This is a genomic window from Pelagimonas phthalicica, from assembly GCF_004364805.1.
In the GTDB taxonomy this organism is placed as follows: Bacteria; Pseudomonadota; Alphaproteobacteria; order Rhodobacterales; family Rhodobacteraceae; genus Pelagimonas; species Pelagimonas phthalicica.
The window spans coordinates 1,767,083-1,788,732 of record NZ_SOAP01000001.1; the positions used below are offsets into that span (position 1 = coordinate 1,767,083).

General features: G+C 58.7%; 16 protein-coding genes. 11 read left to right on the top strand and 5 right to left on the bottom strand.

The features are described 5' to 3' along the window. The first annotated feature begins 45 nt into the window (after window positions 1–45). The 8 genes from regB (at window position 46) to trxA (ending at window position 11,887) form a co-directional block, all read left to right on the top strand. The gene (gene regB / locus CLV87_RS08635; RefSeq protein ID WP_099241925.1) at window positions 46–1,443 is read left to right on the top strand and encodes a sensor histidine kinase RegB; all 1,398 of its coding nucleotides are present in this window, start codon (window positions 46–48) and stop codon (window positions 1,441–1,443) included. Window positions 1,444–1,543: 100 nt separating this feature from the next. After that, on the top strand, window positions 1,544–3,058 hold the full coding sequence (locus CLV87_RS08640; RefSeq protein WP_099241923.1) for a PAS-domain containing protein: 1,515 nt from the start codon (window positions 1,544–1,546) through the stop codon (window positions 3,056–3,058). Between the two features lie 40 nt (window positions 3,059–3,098). Further along, window positions 3,099–3,572 carry a tRNA (adenosine(37)-N6)-threonylcarbamoyltransferase complex ATPase subunit type 1 TsaE gene (gene tsaE, locus CLV87_RS08645; protein WP_099241921.1) on the top strand — a complete coding sequence of 158 codons (474 nt, stop codon included), beginning with the start codon at window positions 3,099–3,101 and terminating at the stop codon, window positions 3,570–3,572. Beyond that, window positions 3,569–4,540 carry an aminoglycoside phosphotransferase family protein gene (locus tag CLV87_RS08650; RefSeq protein ID WP_099241919.1) on the top strand — a complete coding sequence of 324 codons (972 nt, stop codon included), beginning with the start codon at window positions 3,569–3,571 and terminating at the stop codon, window positions 4,538–4,540. The genes tsaE and CLV87_RS08650 overlap by 4 nt, the downstream gene beginning before the upstream one ends. Further along, window positions 4,525–5,196, top strand: coding sequence for a nucleotidyltransferase family protein (locus CLV87_RS08655; protein ID WP_099241917.1), 672 nt, complete (start codon window positions 4,525–4,527; stop codon window positions 5,194–5,196). The genes CLV87_RS08650 and CLV87_RS08655 overlap by 16 nt, the downstream gene beginning before the upstream one ends. Then, entirely contained in the window at window positions 5,189–8,113 is a 2,925-nt protein-coding gene (gene addB / locus CLV87_RS08660) for a double-strand break repair protein AddB (RefSeq protein ID WP_099241915.1), read from the top strand. Before CLV87_RS08655 ends, addB begins: the two co-directional genes overlap by 8 nt. After that, window positions 8,110–11,490 (top strand): double-strand break repair helicase AddA, encoded by a 3,381-nt coding sequence (gene addA, locus CLV87_RS08665; protein WP_099241913.1) that lies wholly within the window; start codon window positions 8,110–8,112, stop codon window positions 11,488–11,490. The genes addB and addA overlap by 4 nt, the downstream gene beginning before the upstream one ends. A 76-nt stretch (window positions 11,491–11,566) precedes the next feature. Further along, window positions 11,567–11,887 carry a thioredoxin gene (gene trxA / locus CLV87_RS08670; RefSeq protein WP_099241911.1) on the top strand — a complete coding sequence of 107 codons (321 nt, stop codon included), beginning with the start codon at window positions 11,567–11,569 and terminating at the stop codon, window positions 11,885–11,887. Between the two features lie 126 nt (window positions 11,888–12,013). On the opposite strand, the gene CLV87_RS08675 is transcribed toward trxA, so the two are convergent. Next, a complete protein-coding gene (locus CLV87_RS08675) occupies window positions 12,014–12,976 on the bottom strand; it encodes a phosphotransferase (RefSeq protein WP_099241909.1) in 963 nt (320 codons plus the stop codon). A 93-nt stretch (window positions 12,977–13,069) separates the two neighbouring features. Between CLV87_RS08675 and hslV the strand changes: the two genes are divergently transcribed. Genes hslV through hslU form a run of 3 tightly spaced genes read left to right on the top strand, consistent with a single transcriptional unit; the run spans window position 13,070 to window position 16,047 of the window. Beyond that, on the top strand, window positions 13,070–13,627 hold the full coding sequence (gene hslV / locus CLV87_RS08680) for an ATP-dependent protease subunit HslV (protein ID WP_099241907.1): 558 nt from the start codon (window positions 13,070–13,072) through the stop codon (window positions 13,625–13,627). Then, window positions 13,624–14,697: a hypothetical protein gene (locus CLV87_RS08685; protein ID WP_099241905.1), complete on the top strand. Its 1,074-nt coding sequence runs from the start codon at window positions 13,624–13,626 to the stop codon at window positions 14,695–14,697. Before hslV ends, CLV87_RS08685 begins: the two co-directional genes overlap by 4 nt. A 42-nt stretch (window positions 14,698–14,739) precedes the next feature. Next, complete coding sequence (gene hslU, locus CLV87_RS08690) at window positions 14,740–16,047, top strand: ATP-dependent protease ATPase subunit HslU (protein WP_099241903.1); 1,308 nt, start codon at window positions 14,740–14,742, stop codon at window positions 16,045–16,047. Between the two features lie 94 nt (window positions 16,048–16,141). Here the strand turns inward: hslU and CLV87_RS08695 are convergent, their stop codons facing one another. The 4 genes from CLV87_RS08695 to CLV87_RS08710 all read right to left on the bottom strand — a co-directional run bounded on the left by CLV87_RS08695 (window position 16,142) and on the right by CLV87_RS08710 (window position 21,618). Then, a complete protein-coding gene (locus CLV87_RS08695) occupies window positions 16,142–17,683 on the bottom strand; it encodes an ABC transporter substrate-binding protein (RefSeq protein ID WP_099241901.1) in 1,542 nt (513 codons plus the stop codon). Between the two features lie 71 nt (window positions 17,684–17,754). Beyond that, on the bottom strand, window positions 17,755–19,425 hold the full coding sequence (locus tag CLV87_RS08700; protein ID WP_099241899.1) for an ABC transporter ATP-binding protein: 1,671 nt from the start codon (window positions 19,423–19,425) through the stop codon (window positions 17,755–17,757). Between the two features lie 4 nt (window positions 19,426–19,429). Then, a complete protein-coding gene (locus CLV87_RS08705; protein ID WP_099241897.1) occupies window positions 19,430–20,626 on the bottom strand; it encodes an ABC transporter permease in 1,197 nt (398 codons plus the stop codon). Continuing rightward, the gene (locus CLV87_RS08710) at window positions 20,623–21,618 is read right to left on the bottom strand and encodes an ABC transporter permease (RefSeq protein ID WP_099244562.1); all 996 of its coding nucleotides are present in this window, start codon (window positions 21,616–21,618) and stop codon (window positions 20,623–20,625) included. The genes CLV87_RS08705 and CLV87_RS08710 overlap by 4 nt, the downstream gene beginning before the upstream one ends. Between the last annotated feature and the right edge of the window lie 32 nt (window positions 21,619–21,650).

The window sequence follows — 21,650 nt, forward strand, 5'->3', positions numbered from 1 at the left end:
CAGGTAACACTTGCTTCACTCCACGCAAGTGGCGAAAGGGCACAGATGACACAAAGTGAACTCGGGCTGATTGGCGAACATCAACGCAGCAACTGGATTCGGTTGCGCACGATGATCCTGTTGCGTTGGGTGGCCATTGTCGGCCAGATCACCGCAATCACTGTCGCGCAGCGTGTCTACAATCTCCAGCTTGAGGTCGGCCTGTGTTACCTGGCGGTAGGCGTCTCGATTGTGGGAAATCTGATCGCGATCTTTGTATTCCCCGAAAACAAAAGGCTGAGCGAGACCGAGAATTTCCTCATGGTCATGTTCGACCTCTTGCAGCTTTGTTTTCTGCTGTACCTGACCGGCGGGCTCAACAACCCGTTTTCGCTGCTGGTCCTTGGCCCCGTGACCGTGTCCGCCAGTGTTCTCACGCTCAGGTCCACACTTATCCTTGGCAGCACCGCGCTTATTCTGGTGACCTTGATGGTCAACTACCACTTGCCCCTGCGCACCCTGGAAGGGTTCGTTCTGCGCCTGCCAGATATTTTCATTTTCGGTCAATGGATCGCAATTTGCATCGCGCTGTTGTTCACCTCGGTCTATTCGCGTCGGATCACCCGCGAAATGCACTCTATGTCCGAGGCGCTGTCAGCCACGCAAATGGCCCTGGCGCGGGCGCAAAAGCTCAATGATCTGGGCGGGGTCGTGGCCGCTGCGGCGCATGAATTGGGCACACCACTAGCAACGATCAAACTGACCTCGTCGGAACTGGTGGATGAGCTGGAAGACAATCCCGACCTGCGCGAAGACGCCCAATTGATCCGCGAACAAGCCGACAGATGTCGCGACATCCTGCGATCGATGGGACGGGCGGGCAAAGACGATTTGCACATGCGTCAGGCTCCGCTGATCGAAGTCATCCGAGAAGCCGCCGAGCCACATCAGGATCGCGGTAAGGAAATCTTTATCGAAAGTGGGCCAGGCCCGGATGGCGACAATGGGCAGCCACAGATCCTAAGACGCCCAGAAGTCATCCATGGGTTGCGCAATCTTGTCCAAAATGCTGTCGATTTTGCCAGAACAAGCGTCTGGATTGAGGCGGTTTGGACCAATGAATTGATCACTATTCGTATCGTTGACGATGGGCGCGGTTTCCCACCGCATTTGATTGGCCGCATCGGCGATCCTTTTGTGCGCCGCCGTCGGGGAGAATCTGAACGCAAGGCGCGCCCAGAATATGAAGGCATGGGTTTGGGTCTGTTTATCGCAAAAACACTGCTCGAGCGCACAGGTGCCGAGTTGAACTTTGCAAATGCCTCAGACCCTTACCTGTCAGAGAGTGTGTCGGGCGAACCCAAGGGGGCGCTGGTTGAACTCATCTGGCCACGTGCTGTATTGACGCCAACTCCACAGGAGCAGGGCAAGGGTTTCGGAGATAATCAGCCGTTTGAAATTTGACTCTCCTATAGGTTGTATGCTATCTACCTGCGCAAGCTTAACTCATCGTTAACCAACATGGTTGTAAGAGCTATTACACCTGTCCCGAAAGGCGTGAAAATTGGAAGAATTGGTGGCCATTGGTGTCGGCATCGGCGCGGGCCTGGCTCTTTTGGCTGGGGCGGCGCTTCTTTCATGGCGCAAGGTTAAGATCAAACCACAGTTTGGCGCAAAAATCGGCGCGTCTCCTATCGCGATCCTGTTCCGCGAGGACCTCGTCGTTGACAGTACCGACAGCGCGAAATTCATCCTGGGTCAAGGCAACTCTTTTGGCACCAAATGGGCCGAGGTGCGCGACCGCTTGCTGGATCAATTTCCGCTCTTGCCCGAAACGCCCAAAGAAGGAGAAAACCGTTTCTTTTCCGAGCTGGATCAGGAAACCATGCTCACCCTGACCAAGACCGGGGCCACCCTGCGGCTTGAGATCTTTACCCAGCCCATCACAGCTGAGCATGTCTTTGAATTTCGCCGCAAAGAGCTTCGCAATCAGCGGATCGAAGCCGCGATAGAAACCTCGCCCAATCCGATTTGGGAAATGGACGAAAAGGGCGATGTGATCTGGTTCAATCCCGCCTACGAGAAAATTTGCCTCGATACCGGCAACAAGGTTGGCCGCGAGTGCCCGTTTGAATTGGCCCCGCTGACGGGAACCGCGATGAAGTCTTCGCGGGTCAGCCTGCCATGTGATGACGGCACCAGACGGTGGTACGAAGTTAGCTCCAAGCCTTACAATTATGGCTGGATGCATTTCGCCTGCAGCATCGACAATCTGGTCGATGCCGAGATGGCCCAGCGCAACTTTGTTCAAACGCTGACCAAGACCTTTGCCCACCTGCCTATCGGTCTGGCCGTTTTTGACCGCGAGCGGCGCCTCGTTCTGTTCAATCCCGCCCTGGTCGACCTGACCCATCTGCCGGTCGACTTCCTAAGTTCGAAACCCAATTTGCTAAGCTTTTTCGACCACATGCGCGAAAACCGCATGATGCCGGAACCCAAGAATTATTCGTCTTGGCGAGAGCAATTAACCAATGTCGTCTCTGCCGCACGCGAGGATCGGTATTGCGAGACCTGGACGCTCCCCTCTGGCCTGACCTACAAAATCACCGGTCGCCCCCACCCCGATGGGGCCGTGGCCTTTTTGATCGAAGACATCAGCGCTGAAATCTCTCTCACCCGACGTTTCCGTTCCGAATTGGAACTGACTCAATCGGTGATCGATTGTTTTGAAGATTCCGTGGCCGTGTTTTCGCGGCTTGGCGTTTTGACCTTCAGCAATTCAGCCTATCGCGCGCAGTGGAAATGCGACCCGGACAGTGCCTTTGCCGAGATCACCATCATTGACGCCACCAAAGACTGGCAGGACGCCTGCGACCCCAGCCCGATCTGGTCAGAACTGCGGGAATATGTGCTGACGCTGCGCGATCGCAGCGCCTGGACTTCGGAATTGACATTGACGACTGGTGAAACACTGATTTGCCACGTGGAACCGGTTGTTGCCGGGGCGACCATGGTGCGCTTTTCTCAGGCCGCAATCAGCGCCGCGCCAGGTACCATTTCCCCGGTCGCAAACGGCTGATCCCGCTTGCAGCGGCGCGGGGGGACGGTATCTTCGCGCCATGACGATGCAGCAACTCCGCCTTACCATGCCAACCCCCGAAGCGACGCAAGCCTTCGCAGCCACCCTTGCGCCGCGATTGGCGGCGGGGGATGTGATCTTGCTCAGTGGTGGAATTGGTGCTGGCAAAACCCATTTTGCGCGGTCTCTGATCCAATCCCTGCAATCCCCACCCGAAGATGTGCCTTCGCCAACCTTCACGCTGGTGCAGGTTTATGACACCCCCAAGGGTGAGGTTTGGCACGCTGATCTCTACCGGCTGACCAACCCGGATGAATGTATCGAACTTGGCCTGGTGGACGCGTTTGAAACGGCTATTTGCCTGATCGAATGGCCTGACAAGCTCGAAGATCTGACGCCAAGTGATGCACTGCATCTTGAGATGATCGACGCCAACAAAGATGACAGTCGCGAAGTGTCGTGCCATTGGACATCCCCCAAATGGGACCAAATCCTGGACGGGGCGCAGCCATGAAAGACTTCCTCACATCAGCAGGCTGGGACAAAGCCCAGATCACGCCGTTAGCCGGCGATGCCTCGGCGCGCCAGTATTCCCGCCTGACCCTCGGTTCAAAATCAGCCATCCTGATGCAAGACCCCGAGGGGGACACCGCCCTCTTTGCGCGCCTGTCGCGCCACCTCCTGTCTCTCGATCTCAGCGCACCCGCCATCCTTGCCGAAGCATCGGGGCTACTGCTGCTCGAAGACTTGGGCGACGGGTTGATCGCCCGGTTATGCGACGCGCGCGACAGCGAACAAACCCTGTATCTTGCAGCGGTCGATGCCCTGCTTTCTTTGCATCAACACCCTGCCCCCGCCGACCTGCCCATCGCCACGCCCGAACACCTCGCGACGATGACGGATCTGGCTTTTGACTGCTATGGCGCGGCCCTTGGTCAGCCCGATCCAGAGGCGCGCGACAAAACCATCGCCGCCTTTTCCCCGATTTTGTCGGAATATGGCGCACCAGAGGGCGTGATGATCCTGCGGGATTACCACGCCGAAAACATCCTTTGGCTACCTGATCGTTTTGGCCCGGCGCGTGCTGGTCTGCTGGATTTCCAGGACGCCTTGGTCGGGCATCGCGCCTATGATCTCGTGTCACTGATCGAGGACGCCCGGCGCGATGTTGACCCAATGACGGCCGAGGCCTGCATCCAGCACTATCTGACCAACTCGGACCAAAACGAACAGCAATTCCGCACCTCACTTGCCGTGCTCGGGGCCCAACGCAACCTTCGTATCCTTGGGGTTTTTGCCCGTCTCGCCGCCAACCGCGGCAAACCGCAATATATTAACCTGATCCCGCGCGTCTGGGGGCATTTGCAAAACGATCTGTCCCATCCGGCACTGCAATATATCAAGTCGCTGCTCGACGCCGCTTTGCCCGCCCCGACCCCTGCCAATCTCGAAAGGCTCAAGGCCACATGCCCGACTCAGTAATGTTGTTTGCCGCCGGTTTCGGCACCCGCATGGGCGCGCTAACCAAGGATCGCCCAAAGCCCTTGATCGAGGTCGCAGGAAAGCCGCTGTTGGAACATGCGCTTGACTTTACAGGCGAAATCCCGACCCGCGTGGTCAACGCCCATTACCATGCCGATCAGATCGAGGCCTATGCCGAAAACCGCGATCTCATCGTGTCGACCGAACGGCCCGACATTCTCGACACCGGCGGCGGATTGCGCCATGCGCTGCCTTTGCTTGGCGATGGGCCAACATTCACCTTGAACACGGATGCGGTGTGGCACGGCCCCAATCCGCTGGACCTGTTAAAATCCGCCTGGAACCCGGATGTGATGGATGCGCTCCTGCTTTGTGTTCCCCTGCAGAACGCCATTGGCCGCAAGGGCGGCGGTGACTTTGCCCTGAGCGAGGATAATCAGCTGATCCGCAAGGGCGATCTTGTCTATACCGGCGCGCAAATCACCAAGACCGAGGGGTTACAGCACATCCCCGATGCGGTCTTTTCCCTCAACCTGCTGTGGAACCAGATGGCCGAAAACGGGCGGCTGCACGGGCTGACTTATCCAGGCAAATGGTGTGACGTTGGCCATCCAGATGGCATCACCCTGGCCAAGGATATGGTGCGCCATGTTTGAACAACCCGGCCCCCGTCTCTTTGGTTTGCCACCCGGCGTGGATTTTGCCCAGGCTTTGGTCGACGGGTTGCAGGCGCGCACCGCCTCACCCATCGAATTGGCCCAGACCGAACTCTATGTCAGCACCGAACGCATGGCGCGGCGCTTGCGGCAGATCTTTGATGCCGGGCCAGCTAGCCTGCTACCGCAAATCCGGCTGGTCACCAACCTGGCCGACCCGGTGACACGCACCCAATTGCCCGATCCCGAACCAGCCCTGCGGCGACGTCTGGAGCTGACAGGCTTGGTGTCAAAACTGCTCGACGCGCAGCCCGATCTTGCCCCGCGCAGCGCCTTGTTTGACCTTGCCGATAGCCTGTCGAGCCTGATGGAAGAGATGCAGGGCGAGGGCGTGCCGCCCGAAGCCATCGCCAATCTCGACGTCACAGACCAATCCGGCCATTGGCAGCGCGCGCTGTCCTTTCTGAAAATCGTCCAACACTATTTCGATGATGAAGGGACACCCGATCGCCCCGCCTTTAACCGCCTCGCCTTGCAACTCCGCCTCGCGGCGTGGGAGGAAAACCCACCCCAGCACCCGATCATCATTGCCGGATCGACAGGCTCGCGCGGCACCACGGCAGAGTTTATGCGTGCAGTTGCGACACTGCCGCAAGGGGCGCTGATCCTGCCCGGCTTTGATTTCGACATGACACGGGATGTTTGGGATCGGCTGGATGAGCCTCTATCGGGCGAGGATCACCCACAATTCCGCTTTGCCAAACTGGTGACGCAACTGGGTTGCACGCCAAGTGATGTGGCCCCTTGGACAGAAACGCCCGCCCCGACACCTGATCGTAACAAACTGATATCGCTCGCCCTTTGTCCCGCGCCTGTGACCCATCAATGGATGTCCCAGGGGCCGAAACTGCCAGACCTGCGCGAGGCGACCAAGGACATGACCTTGGTCCGGGCCCCCACCCTGCGGGATGAGGCGCTGGCCATTGCCCTGCGCCTGCGCCAAGCGGCCGAAGACGGCACAACCGCCGCTTTGATCACCCCGGATCGCATGCTGTCGCGGCAAGTCACTTCGACCTTGGATCGCTGGGGCATCCTGCCCGATGACAGCGCCGGGGTGCCCGCGCAATTGACGCCTCCGGGGCGGTTCCTACGCCATGTCGCTGCGCTTTATACCACTCCGCTCAGTGCCGAGGCCTTGCTGACCCTACTGAAACACCCGCTAACCCATGCCGGGGCCGGGCGTGGGCAGCATCTGCAAAACACCCGCAATCTCGAGCTGCATATTCGCAAGAAAGCCTGGCCTTTCCCCCGCACCGACCTGATCGGGGCCTGGGGGGACTCCGTGGACCAGCAGGCTTGGACCAACTGGGTCATCACTCAGTTCTGCGATAAAAACACCGGCGAAATTCGTCCGCTAAGCGATTGGATTGAGGATACGATCACCCTCGCTGAACGCATCTCAGCGGGATCCGAGGCTGAAGGCAGCGGCACGCTCTGGCAAGAGAATGCCGGGCGCAAATTGTGGGACATCACCTCGGAATTGCGGGACGAGGCCGGGTATGGCGCTGACCTAGACGCGCGCGATTTCAACGATCTTTTCGGCGCGGTGATCGCCAAGGGCGAAGTGCGCGACCGCGACAAACCGCACCCGCATATCCTGATCTGGGGCACGCTTGAGGCGCGGGTCATGGGGGCTGATCTCCTGATCCTTGCCGGGTTGAACGAAGGCAGCTGGCCCGAAATGCCCGGAGCCGACCCATGGCTGAACCGTAAAATGCGCGCCGAGGCTGGTCTGCTGCTGCCCGAACGGCGCATTGGCCTGGCCGCGCATGATTTTCAGCAGGCGGTGGCCGGCAAAGAGGTCTGGCTAACCCGCTCGCTCAAATCGGACGAGGCGGAAACCGTGCCCTCGCGGTGGATCAACCGGTTGACCAACCTCATGACCGGCCTGCCCAAACGCTCCGGCCCCGCGGCATTGGCCGAAATGAAACATCGCGGCAGCTATTGGCTCGATCTGGCCGAAGCTTCGGAAACACCCCTACCCGCGCCGTTGGCCACGCGCCCCTCTCCTGCGCCACCCATTCCGGCGCGTCCGCACAAACTGTCGGTCACCGAGATCAAGAAACTGGTGCGCGACCCTTATGCGATCTATGCCCGCCATTCCCTGCGTCTGCGCCCGCTTGATCCGCTGATGCGCGCGCCCGATGCCTTGATGCGCGGGGTTCTTTTGCATGAAGTGTTGGAGCAGTTCGTCAAAGACAGCGTGCAGAGCCCTGACCAACTGACCGTTGAGGCGCTCAACGAACAAGCCCACGCCCATATCGCCAACCCTGATGAGGTTCCCTTTCCGACAATCCGCCAACTCTGGCTGTCGCGGATGCAGCGGGTTGCGGATTGGTTTGTCGAAACCGAAAAACAACGCCAAAATGCAGCGACCCCCGCCAAATACGAAGTCAGGGGCAAGGCCCAGATCCCCGAGCTGGACTTCACCCTGACAGGTACCGCCGACCGGATCGACATTGATGAGCGCGGCGGCGCGCATATTTACGATTACAAAACCGGGCAGGCTCCGACCGCCAAGGAGCAGGAATTCTTTGACAAACAGCTGCTGCTTGAGGCGGCGATGGTCACCCGTGGCGGTTTTGCCGATATCGACCCGCGCCACGTGGAACGCGCCCTGTTCATCTCGCTCAAACCCGGCGATCCCAAAGAGGTCGCAGCACCCCTGCTCGACATGCCGCCGGACAAGGTCTGGGCCGAATTCACAGCTCTGATTGGGTCGTATTTGTCGCCCGAACAGGGCTTTACCGCCCGCCGTGCGCTGATGAAGGACACGGATTTTGCCGAATATGATCACCTGTCCCGTTTCGGGGAATGGGACGTCACCGACGCCGCTGAACCGGAGGCGCTGACATGATCCGTGATGATGCAACACAACGCCAGGTCGACGCCGCCAGCCCCGGCGATTCCACCTGGCTGGCCGCAAATGCCGGATCGGGCAAGACCCGGGTTTTGACCGACCGCGTGGCGCGACTGCTGCTTGAAGGCGTGCTGCCCGAACATATCCTCTGCCTCACCTACACCAAGGCCGCCGCGACCGAGATGCAAAACCGGCTGTTCAAACGGTTGGGCGGATGGGCGATGCTGAATGACGACGCCCTGCGCGCCGAACTGGGCACGCTTGGCGTTGAAAGCAATCTGAATGCGGATTTCCTGCGTGACGCCCGCACCCTCTTTGCCCGCGCGATTGAAACGCCCGGCGGCTTGCGCATTCAAACCATCCACTCCTTCTGTTCTTCTCTTCTGCGCCGCTTCCCGCTTGAGGCGGGTGTCAGCCCGCAATTCAAAGAAATGGAAGATCGCGGTGCAGAACTGCTGCGCGCTGAAATCCTCGACCGAATGTCAGACGGGCCGCAGTCCCATCTGGTGCAAAACATCGCGCCCTTTATCTCGGGCGACGACACGGAATCTCTGCTGGCCGAAATCTGCCGCCGCCGCGAGGCCTTTGGCGGGCAGACACCTGACGATATTCGTGCAGGTTATGGGATAGCCCCGGACATGACGCTGGATACCCTATTGAGCGAGGTCTTTCTTGGGTCCGAGATCCCACTACTGCGTGGTCTGGTTCCTTTGCTGCGCGACTCAGGCAAGACCGATCAGAACGCGTCGGTTGAACTCGCCCGGATTAAGCAACCAGATCACGAAGCACTGCGCATCCTGCGCGCGGTATGCCTGACTCAAGCCGGCACGATCCGGAAGAACTTTCCAGCAAAGAAATTGCGCCTTGCCGCCTCCGAAACCTGTGAAGCTTTTGATCAGTTGATGGCACGGTTGGAGCGATCGCTCGACATCGAAAAGTCCCTGATCGCCGCCCAGCGCGACATCGCGCTTTATGCCTTTGCCAAGGCCTTCCTCCCCGCCTATGAGGCCGAAAAAACCCGGCGCGGTTGGCTTGATTTCGACGATCTGATCACCCGCACCCGTGACCTGCTGTCGAACGAAGGCGTCGCGGCCTGGGTGCTTTACCGTCTCGATGGCGGGATCGACCATATTCTGGTGGACGAAGCCCAGGATACCAGCCCCGTGCAGTGGCAGGTGATCGAACGGCTGGCACAGGAATTCACCTCGGGTGAAGGGGCGCGGGCGGATGTGCGCCGCACCATCTTTGTGGTCGGGGATAAAAAACAGTCGATCTACTCCTTTCAGGGCGCGGACCCGTCGGAATTTGACCGCATGCGCGATGAGTTCCGCGACCGGTTGCAAAACACCGACGCACCGCTGATCTCAATGACGTTGGAACATAGTTTCCGTTCCGCCGAACCGATCCTACGGCTGGCCGATAACACCTTTGACGGCGCGATTTCCTCGGGCTTTACCGCCGATCAGAAACACATTGCGTTCAAGGGCCAGATGCCGGGCCGCGTCGACCTCTGGCCGCTGGTGGATGAGGTCAAGGATGACCCGGATGGCAATTGGTACGAACCGCTGGATCGTGTCGGATCGACCCATCACACGGTGATCCTGGCCAATCGCATCGCTCATTTTATCAAAACTACCATCGACGCCGAAACCCCACTGCCGATCGAAAAGGGATTTAGCGGCGACTACGAGGCACGACCGGTTCACGCCGGTGATTTCCTGATCCTCGTGCGCGGCCGTTCGCGCCTGTTCAAGGAAATCATACGCGCCTGTAAAAAAGCCGATCTGCCGATTGCCGGGTCTGACCGGCTCAAGGTCATGTCAGAACTGGCCGTACGCGACATCCTTGCCCTGCTCAGCTATCTCGCCACGCCCGAAGATGACCTGTCACTGGCCACGGCGCTACGCTCACCGCTTTTTGGTCTGTCTGAACAGCAGCTCTTTGACCTTGCCCATCATCGCGGTCAGAAATTCCTATGGGAATACCTGCGTGACCGCCGCGACGCCTATCCCGACACAATGGCCATTCTCGACGATCTGCGCGGCCAAACCGATTTCCTGCGCCCTTACGATCTGATCGAACGTATCCTGACCCGCCATAATGGCCGCCGCCTGTTGATGGGCCGCTTGGGGCCAGAGGCCGAGGATGGGATCAACGCTTTGCTCGGGCAGGCCTTGACCTATGAACAGGGCTCTGTGCCCTCGCTCACCGGGTTCTTGCAATGGGCGCAATCGGACAATCTTGAGATCAAACGCGCCCCGGATAGCGCCGGGGAAACCCTGCGCGTGATGACGGTACATGGCTCCAAGGGGCTTGAGGCCCCGATTGTCATCATGCCCGATTGCGCCGATCCAAACCGCACCTCGCGCGACGTGCTGCTGACCGATGATCAGGGCGCGTTCTGGAAACAACCCAGCGCGGCGCAACCCACCCGCCAGCGCGATGGCATCGCCGCCCAGCAGGAAAAGGAACGTCAGGAACGCGACCGGCTGCTTTATGTCGGATTGACCCGTGCCGAAAAATGGCTGGTGGTCGCGGCGTCGGGCAAAATCGGCAAGGGCGAGGATATCTGGTACAAACAAGTTGCGCGCGGGATGGAGGCCTCGGGCGCGGTGGATGCTGAATTCGACTTCGGTCCCTATGGAACCGGCAAGGGCCAGCAGTTGACCCATATGGATTGGTCGCAACTGCCTTTGACCCGGATTGAAAAACCACACCGCCACAGCCCTGACCTGCCCGCGATTTTCTCGCAACCCGCGCCCGAACCGACCCCGCCAGTTGAAACCCGCTCCCCCTCAGATCTTGGCGGAGCCAAAGCCCTGCCCGGTGCCGATGGCGACAGCGAAGAGGTGGCCAAAACCCGCGGCACGCTGTTGCACGAATTGCTCGAACATCTCGCCCCGCTTGCCCCCGATCAGCGCGAAGCGGTTGGACAGGGACTGATAAATCGCATGGGCAATCTCTCCAAAACAGAGGGCGTTTCGGACATATTGCCCCAAATTCTGGCCGAAGCGCAGTCGGTTTTGTCCGCCCCGGACCTGACCCGCTTCTTTGCAGCGGGAACCCTGGCCGAGGTGCCGATCACCGCAGACCTGCCCGAAATTGGACGCATCCATGGGGTGATCGACCGCCTCTTGGTCAGTGACAAAAAAGTCATCGCCGTGGATTTCAAATCCAACCGCACCATCCCGTCACAAGTGTCCGATACCCCCGAGGGTCTCTTGCGGCAAATGGGGGCCTATGCCGCTGCTTTGACGCAGGTTTTCCCGGATCACGAGATCGAAACAGGTCTGCTCTGGACCGCCACCGCCCACTATATGCCGATCCCACACGAGATTGTGACACAATCCCTTGATCGCACGCCCAGACCTTGACGACTCCCCGCCAGCTACCTAACTTCCCCATCCTGTCAGGCGCCACTTCCCGCTGCCGCAACCCAAGGAGAGACCCATGGCCACCGTCGCAGTCACCGACGAGACCTTTGAAGCCGAAGTAAAGAATTCCGATGTCCCCGTTGTGGTGGATTTCTGGGCCGAATGGTGTGGCCCTTGTAAGCAGATTGGCCCAGCTCTCGAAGAGCTGTCCGCCGAATACGACGGTAAAGTGAAGATCGTCAAAGTCGATGTGGACAGCAACCCGAACACCGCCGCCGCCATGGGCGTGCGCGGCATTCCAGCCCTGTTCATCTTCAAAGACGGCGCACCGATCTCCAACCGCGCCGGCGCCGCCCCCAAGGCCGCGCTGCAAAGCTGGATCAACGAAAACATCTAAGCCTCGTGCACACGCATTCCGGGCCTCGCCACTTTGGCGGGGCCTTTTTCGTTTCTCTGGGCCTAAAATATCCCGGGGAGTCTCGGCTCTGCCGAGACGGGGCAGCGCCCCATACCCGGCCAGGCCTCATGCTTCGGGAAAGACTTTCTCCACCAGCGACGCGATCCCTTGCCAGCGCCGTTCCTGCGCCACGCTCCGTTTTGACTCCGACGCGGGCAATCCCCACCACTCCGCCAAAACCCGGTGCCGCAACAACAATTGCACCGATGGATCATCGGACCTTACCACGCCATAGCCGTCAAAGAACGCGTCTCGCACTTGAACCGGCACAACCTCTCCGGGGCGGATATCGTCATGTCGGGCGCGCAGTATCGCGTAATCGGACAAAAGCCGCGCGATATCATGGCCAACAGGCACGACGCGCGCCGCTGAAAAGTCGATCCCCTTGACCTGTTCCCCCATCAAGAGATTGCGCATATGCAGATCCCCATGGGTTTGCGCTGCCTGCGTCCTGCGCCCCTCATAAAGGGGCTGGCGCGCCAAAAACCCCTCGGCACAGCTTAGGAACTTGCGTTTTTCCGCCACATCCCGTTTGACTGATTTTACCTCATCCACGACGTCACGCAGGTAATCCATGGTGTATTTCGGCTGAAACACCCGCGGCTCACCCAGGGTGGCGCGGTGAAACTGACCCAACCACGCCCCGGCCTGACGCATGATGCCCGGATGGGTTTCAACCGGGGCCTCCTGCAAGACCGTTGCCAGCGGATCACCAGCGACCCATTCCATCACGCAGGCCTGCGCGTCAAAATCCACGGCCAACAATTCCGGCACACCCTCTGGAAAGGCCTCGAAACTGCGCATATGGCCCTGCATTGCCTCGGCAAATTCCTCAGCATCCTTGGGCCTGTCCTGCAATTTCAGCACCAGATCACGCCCCGAAGCGTCCCTGAGCAAAAGCGCCACCATATCCACCCGCGCATCCTGACGCCGCGCCAATGGGGCGACCTGCACCGCCCCCGGAGCCATGCCCATTTGCCCAGCCAGATCGGGCCATAGCGACATGGCGCGTTTGCTCAGCTCATCCATTCCAATTCCCCGGCTGTTCCGCTATCTCCCAAAGGGGCGCCTTGCCGCGCATATGTCCAGCCCCCATATGGGCGAGACAGGAAAGGAATTGATATGGCAGAGAGCGAATTTCCCGGCTGGCACGGAACAACCATCATCGGTGTGCGCAAAGGCGGCCAGGTGGTGATTGCCGGGGACGGGCAGGTCAGCCTGGGCCAGACCGTGATCAAGGGCACCGCACGCAAAGTGCGCCGCCTGTCGCCGGGCGGTTATGACGTGATCTGTGGCTTTGCCGGGTCGACCGCCGATGCCTTTACCCTGCTGGAACGGCTCGAGGCCAAGCTTGAAGCCACGCCGGGCCAATTACAGCGCGCATCGGTCGAGTTGGCCAAGGATTGGCGCACCGACAAGTATCTGCAAAAGCTTGAAGCAATGCTGATCGTCACCGATGGTCAACACCTGCTGGTGATCACCGGTGCCGGCGACGTGCTGGAACCCGAACATGACGTGGCCGCGATCGGTTCGGGCGGCAATTTCGCCCTCGCCGCAGCGCGCGGCATGATGGACAGCGACAAAGACGCCGAGACCGTGGCCCGCGAAGCCATGGCCATCGCCGCCGATATCTGCGTCTACACAAATGGCCGACTGACCGTTGAAAGCATCTCGGCGTGATCGACAAGGATGACATACGCGCCGCTGTCGGCTCGGGCTTGATCAGCGAGGCGCAGGCTGCCTCGCTCACAGCTTTGGCTCATAGTCGCACGGGTGCTCGTCAGGATCTTGTCGCTGGTGACGAACCCTTTGAGCTGTTCAAAGGCTTCAACGAAATCTTTATTGTCATCGGTTTGTTGATCCTGGCCACCGGCTGGTCAGCCGTCACCGGATTGAACATCGCCTCATCCGCCGTCGGTTATCAGGGCCAGGTCGTCATGACCGCTGGGATCACAGCGGCCTTGATCTGGGGTCTGTCCGAGTATTTCATTCGCCGCCGCCGTATGGTGGCCCCGGCGATTGCGCTATCGATCTTTTGGGTCGGCAATGCGGCAGTTGGACTTGGGGCCCATTTCGCACAGGTCTTTATGGTCGCCCAAGAAGATTTTTCGAGCCTGACCTTGCCCTTGGCTTTGACGGTGTTGGCAACTGCCGTGTTTTGGTTCCGCTTCCGTGTGCCCTTTGCCATGGCGCTGATTGCGGTTGGTGGCTTTGCCCTTGCGGTCCTGATTGGCGCAAACCAGGCCGGAACGCCCGAAAGCTTTAGCGACCTCTTTTATCTCTCAGGGGATGGCCCATTTGCCTATATCACCCTGATTGTCGGCTTTGTGGTTTTTGCGGCTGCGATGTTCTTTGACATGTCCGACCCGCACCGCGTCACCCGCCGCTCGGCCCAAGGGTTCTGGCTGCATGTGGTTGCTGCCCCGGCCTTGGTCAACACCATCGCGCTGTCGCTCCTTGAGCAAGACAATACCAGCAGTCAGATGTTGCTATTCGCAATCCTGATCCTGTTTGCCCTGATCGCCATCGTGATTGACCGCCGGTCTTTCTTGATCGCGGCGATTGGTTACACCGTTACTCTGGCCTTGATCGTGTTCGAAGGCGATGGCGCTGCAATGACGATCCTGGTGTTGGGTGTCTTCCTTGTTGCTTTGGGAGCCTTCTGGGCCAGTATCCGCGCCGCAGTGTTGCGCCTGTTTTCGGGCGTTTTGCCGCTAGACCGGCTGCCCCCTTCTCACAGTAATTCCTGACCGGCTTGACCGCTCAGATGACCTCTAGACGAAAGCCTTGTCATGACTGATTTGACCCCTCGTGAAATTGTCTCGGAACTTGACCGGTTCATCATCGGCCAAAAGGACGCCAAGCGGGCCGTGGCCGTGGCCCTACGCAACCGCTGGCGGCGCAAGCAGCTGTCGGATGATCTGCGCGACGAGGTTTACCCCAAGAACATCCTGATGATCGGCCCCACCGGTGTTGGCAAGACCGAGATCAGCCGCCGTCTGGCGAAACTGGCCAAAGCTCCCTTTATCAAGGTCGAAGCCACCAAATTCACCGAAGTTGGCTATGTCGGGCGTGACGTGGAACAAATTGTGCGTGATTTGGTCGATGCGGCGATCATCCAGATCCGCGAGTTCATGCGCGAAGACGTCAAAGCCAAGGCCCATCAAGCCGCCGAGGATCGCGTCATCGAGGCCATCGCCGGAACCGATGCGCGCGAAGCCACCCGAGAGATGTTCAGACGCAAGCTCAAGGCCGGAGAGCTAGACGAGACCGAGATTGACCTGGACCTGTCCGACACCTCGTCGCCCTTCCCGATGATGGACATTCCCGGCCAGCCGGGCAGCCAGATGGGGATGATGAACCTTGGCGATATCTTTGGCAAAGCCATGGGCGGGCGCACCGTGCGCAAGCGTATGACCGTTGCCCAAAGCTATGAGGTGCTGATCAACGAAGAGGCGGATAAGCTGCTGGATGACGAACAGGTCAAAACCGCCGCTTTGGAAGCGGTTGAACAGAATGGCATCGTCTTTCTTGATGAGATCGACAAGGTCGCGGCCCGGCAAGATGCCCGTGGTGGCGACGTGTCTCGTGAAGGTGTGCAGCGCGACCTGTTGCCCCTGATCGAAGGCACCACCGTCAGCACCAAACATGGCCCGGTGAAAACAGACCATATCCTGTTCATTGCTTCTGGTGCTTTCCATATCGCCAAACCCTCTGATCTGCTGCCCGAACTTCAGGGTCGCCTGCCCATCCGTGTGAACCTGCGCGCCCTGACCGAAGAAGATTTCGTGCGCATCCTGACCGAGACCGACAACGCCCTGACCCGCCAGTACACAGCACTGATGGCCACGGAAGAGGTCACTGTCACCTTCACCGAAGACGGCATTGCCGCCCTGGCCAAGATCGCGGCGGATGTGAACCAGTCGGTGGAAAATATCGGTGCGCGGCGTCTCTACACTGTTTTGGAGCGTGTCTTTGAAGAGTTGAGCTTTGAAGCGCCGGACCAATCCGGAACAACCGTCACAGTGGATGCGGCCTTTGTCGAAAAACACCTGGGCGAGCTGACCCAATCCACCGATCTCAGCCGTTACGTGTTGTAACCCGGTCGCGAGGCGGGCTTGCTAGAGCTCGACGAGCCGCCAAGAAAAAGCCCCGCCAAATTGGCGGGGCTTTCTGTTTCAAAGCGATGAACTCTTACGCGAACCACCAACGCTCGATCAGGCGCGAGCTGTCCATCTGGAAGGCGTTGCCGATCACACCGGAATTGGTCAGCTTGGTCGAATGCGCGTCAACATAGTTGGCATACATCGGGATAACCGTGCCGCCCTCTTTCGCCATGATCATCTGCATCTCATGATACTGATCGCGACGCTTGGTCGAATCCAGCTCGGCACGGGCGCTGATCAACAGCTCTTGGAAACGAGCATTTTCCCACTGGGTGTCATTCCATGGCACACCGGATTCATAGGCGGTCGAGAACATCCAATCCTCGGTCGCACGGCCCGACCAGTAGCAGGCACACCAGGCTTTCTTGAGCCAGACATTGGACCAATAGCCATCCTCGGGTTCCTGCACGACATTGATGTCAATGCCCGCCGCCTTGGCCGAAGACTGATACAGCAGCGCCGCATCAACCGCGCCGTTAAAGGCCGCATTCGAGGCAGACAGATCGACCTGGAGCCCGTCCAGACCCGCCTCTTTGATCAGATGCTTGGCCTTGTCCGGATCATAGTCGTTCATTTCCAGATCGCTGGCGAAATACTGGTTGGCTGGACCAATCGGAATATCGTTGGCGACGGCACCGTGACCCAACAGGATCTTGTTCACCATTTCCTGACGATTCACCGAATGCTTGAGCGCCTGACGCACCTTCACATTGTCAAAGGGTGACAGGTTGGTCAGCATCGGGAAGGTAAAGTGCTGGTTGCCGGTGACCTCAAAGATATTGATCATCGGGTTGGCTTTGAGCAACGCTTCGGTTTTGAAGTCCACGCGGTTTACAGCGTCAACCTGTCCGGTCATCAGCGCGTTCATACGAGCCGAGGTATCGTTGATCGCAATCACTTCGACCGAGTCAAACCAACCGGCGCGGCCATCTTTGTAATGGCTGTCAACACGGCTAAGCAGGGCGCGTACACCGGGGTCAAAGGCTTCGACCTTGTACATGCCGGTACCGATCCCTTTGGCGATTGCCTCTTCGATCTGGCCCGCTGGGAACATGCAGAGGTGATAGTCGGACAGCAGGAATGGGAAGTCCGCATTGCCGGCTTTCAACGTCAGTTGTACCTGATGCTCGCCCAGCTTTTTCATCTCGACAATTGGCTCAACAATCGGCTTCGCCGCCGATTTCGCGCCCTCGGCGACATGCATGTTCAGCGAGGCGATCACATCATCCGCGCCAAAAGCCTTGCCATTGTGGAAGGTCACGCCCTGGCGCAGGTTAAAGGTCCAAACCTTTGCATCTGCCGAGGCTTCCCAGCTTTCAGCCAGTTCGCCCACCAGTTCACCGCTCGCGGCAACCTCGGTCAGGGTATCAAACACAGCACCATGGCCAAGATTGATCATGAACGCATCCGAATGAGTGCGGCTGTCCCAGCTATCCGAGGTGTTTGCACCATTCAGACCCAGGCGCAGGGTCCCGCCTTTTTGCTGGGCGCGCAGCGGCATGCCGGTCGCGGCCAGAACACCCGCTGCGGCACCAGAAGCCAAAAGGCCACGTCTGCTAATTCTTGTCATTTCAAGTCTCCCTTGTTGTTCATTTTGCGGACTGTCCCCGCGATGTCTTGCACCCGTTTTTCGGGCGATTCTCAGGTCATCTTACCAACTGCAGCATCACCAATGTTATCAACTCCGCGTTCTTGCAGCAGATTTGTCAACCAATCCGGATCCATCTCTGGCACTGAGCTGAGAAGAAGATCCGTGTATGGGTGATGTGGCGGGGTAAACATCTCGGTCTTTGGTCCGGCCTCAACCACATTGCCATCCTTCATCACCACAACTTCGTCGGCAATGGATTTCACCGTTGCCAGATCGTGGGTGATGAACATGTAGGAAAGGTTGAGCTTGTCTTGTAGGTCAGCCAGCAGGCGCAGAATGCCCTCGGCCACCAATTGATCAAGCGCCGATGTGACCTCGTCGCAGATGATGAATTCGGGCTCTGCCGCCAAGGAGCGGGCTATGCCCACACGTTGTTTCTGGCCACCCGACATTTCCGACGGCAAACGATCGATAAACTGGCTGGCGGGCAGTTCGATCTGATCCATCAGTTCCTCGACCCGCTTGCGTTTGGCCGCACCGGTCAGGCCGGTATAAAACTCCACCGGTCGGCCAATGATCTCGCCCACAGTTTTGCGCGGGTTCAGTGCTGTATCGGCCATCTGATAGATCATCTGGATCTTTTTCAACTGCTCGCGGTCGCGTTTGCGATAGTCCAGTGGCAATGCAGTTCCCGCCAGGCTGATCTGGCCAAGGCGCGGCGGCAAAAGGCCGGTGATGCAACGGGCGGTGGTCGATTTGCCAGACCCGGATTCACCCACAACGGCCACAGTGCGCCCCTGATGAATGTCAAAGCTAACATCATGCAGCACATCGACCTTGCCATAGGCTGCGGTGACGTTTTGAACCGCAATTACCGGCGTCGTCCCGGTCTGAACCGCTGGCTTTTGCGGGCGTTGAAATTCGCGCACCGCCCAAAGGCTCTTGGTGTAATCCTGCTTTGGATTCGACAGCATTTCACGGGTTTCGGCTTCTTCAACCTCGTCCCCTTTGAGCAGCACTTTGATCGTGTCCGCCATCTGCGCCACAACTGCGAGATCGTGGGTGATGTAGATCGCGGCGGTGTTGAACTCTTCAACAATCTCCCGGATCGAGGCGAGCACTTCGATCTGCGTGGTCACGTCCAGGGCGGTGGTCGGTTCGTCAAAGATGATCAGATCAGGACGGCAGGCCATGGCCATCGCCGTCATCGCCCGCTGCAACTGACCGCCGGACACCTGGTGCGGATAGCGAAAGCCGATTTCGTCCGGGTTTGGCAGGCGCAGCTTGCGATAAAGCTCCATCCCATCCGCTTCGCTGTCCTCTTTGGACAGTACCCCATGGGAAATCGGGGCTTCGGTGTGTTGATCAATCAGACGGTGCGCCGGGTTAAAACTGGCCGCCGCAGACTGCGCCACATAGGCGATGCGTTTGCCCAGCAGCTGGCGTTTCTCTTCGGCCGAGGCCGCCAGCAGGTCGATCCCGTCAAAAATCACGGAGCCTTTGGAAATCCGCACACCATCGCGGCAGAACCCCATTGAGGCCAGACCAAGCGTCGACTTACCTGCTCCGGATTCACCGATCAGGCCCAGCACTTCGCCTTTGCGCAGGGTCAGGTCGACACCTTTGATAATCGGGTGCCATTCCTCGTCGCTGCGCCCTTCCATATGGATGTCGCGCATTTCAACAAGGGTTTCGGCGTCTTTGAATGCATCACTGCTCATGTCATTAATCCTTAAGCCCTGAGCTGCGATGCAGCATCCAATCCACCACAAAGTTCACGGCCACAGTCAGCAGGGCAATCGCCCCAGCGGCCAGCAGTGGCGCGGCAGAGACCTGCGGCGCAAAGGCGGCATAGTTGATGAAGGACGACATATCCTTGACCATGGTGCCCCAATCCGCCAGCGGAGGCTGAATGCCCACACCCAGGAAGCTGAGCGAGGAAATGGTCAGGAAAACAAAGCAGAAGCGCAGACCAAATTCCGCCAGCAAGGGCGCGGTGGCGTTTGGAAGGATCTCGCGGAAAACGATGTAAGACAGTTTTTCGCCGCGCAGCTTGGCGGCTTCGATGTAATCCATCACCACGATGTTCATACCCACCGCACGGGCCAACCGGAACACGCGGGTGCTGTCGATCAAGGCCATGATCAGGATCATCGCGATGGTCAACCCGGTCCCGTCAACCCAGGCCTTGGCAACGGTGATCAACAGCAAGGCAAAGATCAGGGCCGGAATGGCCATTAGCACGTCAACCGCACGCGAAAGGACCTGATCCACCCAACCGCGCAGGGTCGCGGCGAGAAAGCCCAAGCCGCCGCCAACAACAAAGGCAATCAGCGTCGTAACAAAGGCAATCCCAACCGTATTGCGCGCGCCATAGATCAGACGAGACAGGATATCGCGGCCGATCTGGTCCGTCCCAAGTGGAAAGTCAGGATTGCCGCCCAGCGCCGGATTGCCACCCGGCACGACATTGGCTTGGGCAAAGACTTCTTCCTGACCATGGGGGGCCAAAGCTCCGGCAAAAATCGCCATGAACGCATAGACCAGGATCACCAAGACCCCAAAGGCGGCTGTCAAAGGCATTTGGCGAAACAGCTTGCGCGACCCCGCCGTTCCGACGATGCGCCCCAGCAAACGAAACACGTAAGCCGCCGCACCAGCGAGCAACAGCCCATGAATGGCGACCACAAAGAAGAAGTATTTGTTGGCTTCTGCTTCTGGCAGGATGAATTGAGCCTGAACGTAGGTCCAAACCGCCCAAATCAGCGCTGCAACGCCCAAAGCATAGCCAAAGGCCACTGCGAAAGGCATGTCGCGGAATGTCGGGGCGTTGTTGGTGGCTTTTTGTCCAACAAAGCGGAAGACCCAACCCGCAAAGGCAATCACGATGAGCGCGATGATGAAAGTCATGATACCGCTCATTTCGGATGCCTCAGACGTGGGTTGGACACGATCGACAAAATGTCAGCCGTCAGGTTCAGCAGGATATAGGCGGCAGCAAAAATCAGGCAGCAGGCCTGAACAACCGGGATGTCACGGATTTTGACGCTGTCCACAAACAGCTGGCCGATGCCCGGATAGACAAACACCACCTCAACCACGACCACACCGGTGATCAGATAGGCGAGGTTCAGCGCAATCACGTTGATGATCGGGGCCAAAGCGTTAGGAAGCGCATGTTTCACGATCACCCGCATCGGCTTGATCCCTTTCAACCGCGCCATCTCGATATAGGGAGAGGCCAGCAGGTTGATGATCGCCGCCCGTGTCATGCGCATCATATGCGCGGTGACGACAAGGGTCAGGGTCAGCGCTGGAAGCAAGGTTTTTTCCAAACGCTCGCTAAAGGCCATGCCGTCATAAATATTGGACAGGGATGGCAGCCAAGGGTTCAGCACCGCAAGGAACAGGATCAAAACATAGGCGAGAAAGAATTCCGGCGAAGAAATCGAGCTGAGCGTCGTGATATTGGCGGCACGGTCAAAAACCGAATTGCGATAAAGCGCGGCCAGAATGCCCAAAGTCACCGCAAAAGGAACCGCAATCGCGGCAGTCACACCAGCTAGAAACATCGTATTGGCAAATCGCGGTGCAATCTGCTGGGCCACCGTGGTGCGCACCCCGCTGTCATCACCCACGAAACTGGCAAAGTTGGCCTGCGCAAACGAATTGCCCAGATCGCCTTGCAACACGCCTCCGAGCCATTGGAAATATCGCAGGACCGGGTGTTGATCGAGACCAAGATCCGTTCGAATGGCTGCGACGGCTTCAGGTGTGGCACCTTGGCCGAGAATGGCCTCGGCAAAATCCCCCGGCAAAAGATTCACCGCCGCGAAAATCACAATCGAAACGATGAAGAGCGTCAAGAGGCCTAAAGCAAGGCGTTGAGCTATGATTTTGAGAACTGAGTTCACGATCCCTGTCGGTTTTGTTTTTTGAACATAAC

Bases quoted from the DNA above. Each gene is read 5' to 3' on its own strand.
- regB (WP_099241925.1), top strand. From the start codon at position 46: ATGACACAAAGTGAACTCGGGCTGATTGGCGAACATCAACGCAGCAAC.
- tsaE (WP_099241921.1), top strand. From the start codon at position 3,099: ATGACGATGCAGCAACTCCGCCTTACCATGCCAACCCCCGAAGCGACG.
- CLV87_RS08650 (WP_099241919.1), top strand. From the start codon at position 3,569: ATGAAAGACTTCCTCACATCAGCAGGCTGGGACAAAGCCCAGATCACG.
- CLV87_RS08655 (WP_099241917.1), top strand. From the start codon at position 4,525: ATGCCCGACTCAGTAATGTTGTTTGCCGCCGGTTTCGGCACCCGCATG.
- addB (WP_099241915.1), top strand. From the start codon at position 5,189: ATGTTTGAACAACCCGGCCCCCGTCTCTTTGGTTTGCCACCCGGCGTG.
- addA (WP_099241913.1), top strand. From the start codon at position 8,110: ATGATCCGTGATGATGCAACACAACGCCAGGTCGACGCCGCCAGCCCC.
- trxA (WP_099241911.1), top strand. From the start codon at position 11,567: ATGGCCACCGTCGCAGTCACCGACGAGACCTTTGAAGCCGAAGTAAAG.
- CLV87_RS08675 (WP_099241909.1), bottom strand. From the start codon at position 12,976: ATGGATGAGCTGAGCAAACGCGCCATGTCGCTATGGCCCGATCTGGCT.
- hslV (WP_099241907.1), top strand. From the start codon at position 13,070: ATGGCAGAGAGCGAATTTCCCGGCTGGCACGGAACAACCATCATCGGT.
- hslU (WP_099241903.1), top strand. From the start codon at position 14,740: ATGACTGATTTGACCCCTCGTGAAATTGTCTCGGAACTTGACCGGTTC.
- CLV87_RS08695 (WP_099241901.1), bottom strand. From the start codon at position 17,683: ATGACAAGAATTAGCAGACGTGGCCTTTTGGCTTCTGGTGCCGCAGCG.
- CLV87_RS08700 (WP_099241899.1), bottom strand. From the start codon at position 19,425: ATGAGCAGTGATGCATTCAAAGACGCCGAAACCCTTGTTGAAATGCGC.
- CLV87_RS08705 (WP_099241897.1), bottom strand. From the start codon at position 20,626: ATGAGCGGTATCATGACTTTCATCATCGCGCTCATCGTGATTGCCTTT.